9 protein-coding genes are annotated in these 6,101 nt (G+C 66.2%); 2 read left to right on the top strand and 7 right to left on the bottom strand.

Annotated elements, in window-relative coordinates; all coding sequences use genetic code 11:
* The first annotated feature begins 132 nt into the window (after window positions 1-132).
* Window positions 133-375 (top strand): hypothetical protein, encoded by a 243-nt coding sequence (locus ACSDR0_RS30580; protein WP_435292366.1) that lies wholly within the window; start codon window positions 133-135, stop codon window positions 373-375.
* A 259-nt stretch (window positions 376-634) separates the two neighbouring features.
* On the opposite strand, the gene ACSDR0_RS30575 is transcribed toward ACSDR0_RS30580, so the two are convergent.
* The 7 genes from ACSDR0_RS30575 to ACSDR0_RS30545 all read right to left on the bottom strand — a co-directional run bounded on the left by ACSDR0_RS30575 (window position 635) and on the right by ACSDR0_RS30545 (window position 4,669).
* A complete protein-coding gene (locus ACSDR0_RS30575) occupies window positions 635-835 on the bottom strand; it encodes a DUF6188 family protein (protein ID WP_435292365.1) in 201 nt (66 codons plus the stop codon).
* A gap of 10 nt (window positions 836-845) precedes the next feature.
* On the bottom strand, window positions 846-1,331 hold the full coding sequence (locus tag ACSDR0_RS30570; protein ID WP_435292364.1) for a DUF6188 family protein: 486 nt from the start codon (window positions 1,329-1,331) through the stop codon (window positions 846-848).
* Between the two features lie 55 nt (window positions 1,332-1,386).
* Complete coding sequence (locus ACSDR0_RS30565) at window positions 1,387-1,944, bottom strand: DUF5994 family protein (protein WP_435292370.1); 558 nt, start codon at window positions 1,942-1,944, stop codon at window positions 1,387-1,389.
* 120 nt (window positions 1,945-2,064) lie between these two features.
* Complete coding sequence (locus ACSDR0_RS30560; RefSeq protein ID WP_435292363.1) at window positions 2,065-2,268, bottom strand: hypothetical protein; 204 nt, start codon at window positions 2,266-2,268, stop codon at window positions 2,065-2,067.
* A gap of 6 nt (window positions 2,269-2,274) precedes the next feature.
* Complete coding sequence (locus ACSDR0_RS30555; RefSeq protein WP_435292362.1) at window positions 2,275-2,823, bottom strand: hypothetical protein; 549 nt, start codon at window positions 2,821-2,823, stop codon at window positions 2,275-2,277.
* Window positions 2,824-3,323: 500 nt separating this feature from the next.
* On the bottom strand, window positions 3,324-4,172 hold the full coding sequence (locus ACSDR0_RS30550) for a hypothetical protein (protein ID WP_435292361.1): 849 nt from the start codon (window positions 4,170-4,172) through the stop codon (window positions 3,324-3,326).
* Window positions 4,173-4,174: 2 nt separating this feature from the next.
* Window positions 4,175-4,669: a SigE family RNA polymerase sigma factor gene (locus tag ACSDR0_RS30545; protein WP_435292360.1), complete on the bottom strand. Its 495-nt coding sequence runs from the start codon at window positions 4,667-4,669 to the stop codon at window positions 4,175-4,177.
* 422 nt (window positions 4,670-5,091) lie between these two features.
* Here ACSDR0_RS30545 and ACSDR0_RS30540 point away from each other — a divergent pair, with 422 nt between their 5' ends.
* The gene (locus ACSDR0_RS30540; RefSeq protein ID WP_435292359.1) at window positions 5,092-6,036 is read left to right on the top strand and encodes a GlxA family transcriptional regulator; all 945 of its coding nucleotides are present in this window, start codon (window positions 5,092-5,094) and stop codon (window positions 6,034-6,036) included.
* Window positions 6,037-6,101: the final 65 nt, after the last annotated feature.

Raw genomic sequence — 6,101 nt, 5'->3', positions numbered from 1 at the left:
ACCACCGAGCACACACCGCACTCGGCGGCCACCCACCCGCCAGCCGCGTACCTAACCTCTCAGGTCAGTACACCTAGCGCCGAGGACGGAGGTCGCATGAGACCCGTACCTCTCCGCGGAGTGCTCCGGCCCATGTGGGACATCGGCCTTGGCACGCCCGAAGATGAACCCCTGCTCGGCATCGCCCGCCTCTGGGTCGAAGGTCGTGATCCGTTGCAGCCGGGCGGGTGCGGGTCGGTGAGATTGCTTCCCTTGACCTTCGAGCACTGGCGGCACCTTAAGCCAGATGATGTGGTCACCATGCACGAGGCCCGAGCCCTCATCGGGACCGCGCGCATCACCGGGATCAGTCTGCCCGTGACACCCGGTTCCTAGTTGCAATCCAGCCCCGTTCAACCCAGTTCCGGAGGGACCGGTCACGCCCGTTGGTCCAGGTGGAACTGATCGGAACGGGCAAGATCAGAGCTGCTAATGCGGTTTGGGTTTGGCATCATGCCGTGCCCATTGCGTGCCTGTCAGGAGGGTGAACAAGGGGGAATCACGGGGACTTACGAACACAGCGCGACCGCCGCTGACCTGGGAAGCAGCAGGTCGGAGAGCCGCGTGCCGAGATCCTCCAAACTGGCTCCTTTGATCATCGAAAAATCGAAAGTCCACCGCCCGGCAGGCAGATGAAGAGTAAATCGTCGGGACCGCCGGTGCTCCACGCCTCGTATCGGAGATCGGGTTCCACGTTCAGGTACGTCCCGGTGTCGAAGACCAACCGCAGCGCACCGGACTTGAGGGCGACCGATGACACGATTGTCGCGCCGAAGAGAGCCAAGGCCGGTGCCACCTCCTGGCGCTCAGGGGCCAGCTGGACCGGCTCCGCATCGGGAGCGCTCAGCGGGCTGCTTGGTGAGCGTCGCCATGGACTCGATGCTTACCTGGGCGTCACCATCGAGGAGCAACGTCAACTGATAACTCACCTGGACTTGGACCACCTGCATCCCCCGGTAGGGCAGAAGCCAACGGTCTTCCAGCTCAACCAGATCCGCCGGTGTGGTCACAGTGCCGTCTGAGCGCATGACCGCTTCCCGGATCAGCGGGTCAGCAGCCGCATGATTCTTCCTCCGGAGGTTTACCGAGATCACCATCCGAAGCGTCTCGTCGCCGTGCGGAAGCACATAGGCGAGGACCTTGTACTCCTGGCCATCCTCACCGGTGACGTTCTCCCAGTCCTTGTCACCGTTCTCTTCCATCACGGCGAGCTCGTCGTAGCGCGCGACACGTCGCCACCGGTCCAGGTACTCCTCCGCGATCCCCGCCGCGACCTTCTCGTTCAGCTTCACCGGATCATCCCGCCGCCCGTGCCATTAGCGTGCCATTAGACAGGGTGACAAGGGGTCAACCACGGTCACTCACGACCGGCCGAACGCCCAGCTCAGCACCCCTGCAAGCCGTGATCCATACACTTCCCAAGCTGACAGCGCGGGTTCGATTCCCGTCACCCGCCCCACACTTCGGGGCCCAGGTCAGGGATGGATTCCCGACCCGGGCCTTAGTCGTTTCCAGGACTGTTCGATCTTCTCGGGCCATTGACGGGCCACTGGCTCCATGATCATCGTGTGGGCATCTCACCGGCATCGCCGTCGTCTCGCTTCTTCGTGGGCGGGGTCCTCGACGGTCCCCATGCGAGACGCGATCGGGTGGCGGACTCGCCAGGGTGAGGATGGCGTCAATGGTCAGGCCGGCAGTGTCTTGGATGGTGAGTTTGAGAGTGGTCTCGGCGGCGGGCGGGATGATCGGCAAGACGATCGGCTCGCCGGCGGTGAAGGACAGATTGATCACGCGCGGGACGGTGTGGCGGAACCATCCGATGCGGACCTGACGGCCGTGGGCTGGGATGCGGCGTGGGATGTGCCGCCAGGCGTCCTGGTGCACGCCCCAGTCGCTGATCGACAGCGGCGATGAGGTCAGGTGGTTCGGAGGCGGCGTCGCGGGAGTAGGGCTACCAGGCTCCGGTCCACCACGGCCCGGCGCTTCAGCACTGGGTGGAGGCTGAGTCGTAGCGAGGACCGCCGGTCAGTGGGTACAGGTGGCCGAGACGGTGATGTTGTAGATCCACCACGCGCCGCAGGGCGCGGAGCAGACCAGCGACGACGTCGTGGCGTAGCCCGTGCACGCCTGGCCCGCCGCCAGGAGCGCCGCGCGGGCAGCCTGCGAGCCGTTCTCGACAACGACATACGGGCTCGTGCCGCCGCCCTGACGGGTCTCGGTGCGCGACACGGTGTATTACAGCGGCGGGACCACGCAATTGCCCGACGCGGTCGCCTCATAGATCCACGCCGAACCGTCGGGCGCGGTGTAGAGGTGCCTGGTGGTGACAGACACGCCCGAGCAGACCTCGCCCGCCGCGGCAGCCTGCTGGTTCAGCGCGGCGCGGGCGTTGCCTTCGGCTGCTCCCCTTCCCGCCTCCGGGCTGGGGCCCCAGCCCGAGGAGGTGGCCGAGCGATAGGTAGCGGCGAGCGCGGTGGGAGCGGACAGCACCACGCCGGCGGTCAGCGTCAGGGCGATGATGAGGGCAAGGCGCAGAACCTGGGCAGGATGACGAACGCTGAGTGCCATGGTGTCCCTCTCGCGGGAGGCCGGAGGTTCGAGATCGTCACCATAAGACCGGGCAGGCCGGACCGACCAGCGCCGAGGGCGCGAGTAGGCATCCGCGCACGTCGAGACTGAAACTTTCACGCAAGCCTGCATCAGCAGGCTCGTGGCACCGGCACGGCCCTGTACCTCGGCCGGGCGGACCATCACCGTCGGCAACAACGCCAGCGTGTCGGTCACCGCGAACCTTTTACGACCGCTGATCTTCTTGCACGGCTGTCGGCCCCGGAGGGGTCAACCACGGCCACTCACGACCGGCCGAACGTTCAGCTCAGCCGCTCTACGAGACGTGATCGATGCACTTCCCAAGCTGACAGTGCGGGTTCCATTCCCGTCACCCGCTCCACTCACGAAAGCCTAGGTCAGGACGTTAATCCCGACCTAAGCCTTGGCCATTTTCAGAGCTGATTCTCACTCGCGTGCCAGATCAGTTGCTCTTGGCCTCAACAAGGGGCGGATCAGCCCTTCCTTGACGACCTCCCCCAGCGCATCGGCGATCACCCGATCCCGGTTCTTGACCGCGTGTAGCTAGATCATCGCGGCCTTCGTGCCGAAGTGACCCATCCGCGCCGGCAGTTCCCTGGGCGAGGCCCCGGTCATCGCCGCCAAAGTGTTGCCCGTGCGCCGGAGATCATGAACCCGTGGATCGAGGACGCGCTTGTCACCTGAAGCTCTCCTTACTAGCCAGTCGGTGTGGACGCGCTTTCCGTTGGAAGTTCAGCGTCCGTCGGAGGTTCGCCGTTCAGTACGGGCTCGGCTGTGGCGGGGCGGTCGTAGATCCCGACAGCCCACCCGCCTGGTTGTTCGCCAACCTCGGCCAACAGACGTTCGCGTACTTCAGGGCGCATCAGCGCGTGGGACTGGGCCATCTCGTCACACCCTTTCGACTTCCAGATCGGCCGGCAGCCCGTGACAGCTTTCGCCACTTCCCTGACCGGGGCATCTGCTGGAAAGACCCAGACCTGCAGGGATTGCGAACGCTTCAGCCAGTTGGAGGGCGCCGAAAGCTGGTCGTGATGTCCGCCCACCGAACCCTCGCACCGTCCGGCCGTACCGCCCGATTCGCCGCTCTTGAGCTGCTGTGCGATGACAACCCAAGCCCGGGGATCGTCGCAGACCACCTTGTACCCGGTGAAGAAACTGCTCGGAGTGAAGGTCACCGTCCGGGCGACGCCCTCCGTCTCGAACCGCTGGGAGTGGATGAGGGAAAGATCAAATTTGTCGGCTCCCAACACCACGGGAAACTTTTCGGGGAGCTTCGGTCCGGGATTCACCTGGGCCGAGTCCACAGGACGTTGGGCGACCATCGTCTCGGCCACCCCGGATGGCCCGGTCAGCGGGCCGTTCACCAGTCCGACGGCGACAACGGCGAAGGCCGCCGCTGTCCCGGCCGTCACCGCCCGCCGAATACGGCGCATGCGGTGGCCCCGCTTTACGATCGCGTCGAGATGAACGGACGGTCCATGGTGGGCCCGTTCCCGGCCATGCTCGGTCAGGAGCTTTCGCAGATCATCCTCGGTGTGCCTCATCGCTAAACCCTCTCCAGCTTCATGGTCTGCATGTCCGGATCGACTCGAAGACGAGTGAGGGCCCGGCTGAGCTGGCGCTTCACCGCTCCCGGTGAGCAACCAACAATGTCCGCGACCTGGGCGAGTGTCCGTCCCTCGAAGTAGTGCAGAACGATCACCGCACGTTGGCGCGGGGAAAGTGTGCCGATCGCGCTCCACAACACGGCCTGATCGTCTACCTCGGCGGCCGTGTCGCGTGGATCGGCCGTCTCAGGGACACTCGCGGCCGGCACCTCCCCGCGCCAGTGCCTTCGCCACCATGAGGCGTGGGTGTTCACGATGATCCGATAGACGTATGGGTCGGGGTTGCCCTCGACCCGCCGCCAGGCAAGCCATGCCTTCGACAGTGCGGTCTGCACTAAATCCTCGGCTTTGCCCCAATCCTGGGTGAGGAGATATGCCATCCGGCACAGCCGTAAGCGCCGGTGCGCCACATACTCGGCGAATCCGTCGTCCATCCATCGTCTCCGTTTCGTTGTCCCCGGCGATGACTACCGTCCGGGGGGCGCATTCGGATGACAGGTGCACACACCAAGATGAGACGGGAAGATCCGAGCGGGAGGGGTACGCGCGTCCGCACGGCGTTCTCATGCCGTCCCGACGTCGCTGTGTGGGGCATCAAGGTAGCCGGTCGACCGCCTGCTCGGAGGTTGGTCCATCGATGAGATCGAGAAGCTGATGGTCAGGACCGGACCCGCCATTCACCGGCTCGCCGTAGATCAACGCCGGCAGGGGACGAAGGCGAAACCCAGGCGTTGTCCGGCAAGGTCGATCTTGTCCCGGGGCAGCGGCGCCGCTTGGCCATCGGCTACCGGATCCGTCCGGTTTCCTGCCCGATCCGCTCTCACGTGCAGACGATGCCGATCCCTAGGCTGATGGCATGCCAGCCACTCGGGTCCACGCGCTCGTCCTCCCCGCGGTCAACGTGCTCGATCTGTCCGGACCGGTGCAGGTGCTGCACACCGCGAATCACCACGGCGGACGGTACGAGATCGGGTTCGTGGCCTCGCACCCTGAGGAGCGCTCGGCGCAGGGCCTGGTGCTGGCCGGCCTCGCCCCGCTCCCCGCCGTCGATTCCGGTGACGTCGTACTCGTTCCCGGACCGGACCTCACGCAGCGGCTCGACGTCGACGCGGAGACGATCGACTGGGTGCGTCGTGCGGACGCGGCCGGGGCGACGTTCATGTCGATCTGCACGGGTGCCCTTGTCATCGGCGATGCCGGCCTGCTCGATGGACGACGGTGCACGAGCCACTGGAGCGTGATCGAACCGATGCGCGAGCGCTACCCGGCCGCACGCGTCGACGACTCCGTTCTCTTCGTCCGAGACGGGAACGTGGCAACGAGCGCGGGTGTCGCCTCCGGTATCGACCTCGCACTCGCCATCGTCGAGACGGACCTCGGCCCGACGGTCGCCGCCGCGGTCGCGAGAGAGCTTGTCGTCTACGTCCGGCGTAACGGATCCTCCGCACCGCTCAGCCCGTTCCTCGACCGTCGCGACCACCTCGACCCCGTCGTTCACCGGGTCCAGCAGCTGCTCGCCGACGACTTCGCCTCGCCGCACACGCTGCCCGACCTCGCACGCGCCGCACACGTATCGGTCCGCGCGCTCACCAACGCGTTCGTCGCCGCGACCGGCGTGACACCGCTGCAGTACCAGCAGGACCTCCGTCTCGGCCACGCGGAGACACTCCTTGTGACGACCGACCGGCCGATCGAGCAGATCGCCCGCGACTGCGGGTACGGCGACGCGCGGCATTTCCGTCGCCTCTTCGCACACCGGCACGGGGTGTCGCCACGCGCCTTCCGCGCAGCCACCGCCTGACCCGAAACCCCGCCCCACGCACGGTCCCCCCACGGTGCCGCCCTCACCGCCCCCTCGGGAGTCCC

The sequence above is a fragment of the Streptosporangium sp. G11 genome, assembly GCF_051192615.1.
Lineage (GTDB): Bacteria > Actinomycetota > Actinomycetes > Streptosporangiales > Streptosporangiaceae > Streptosporangium.
The sequence above is the reverse complement of the archived record's forward strand: the minus strand, read 5'-3'. Positions and strand labels throughout refer to the sequence as shown.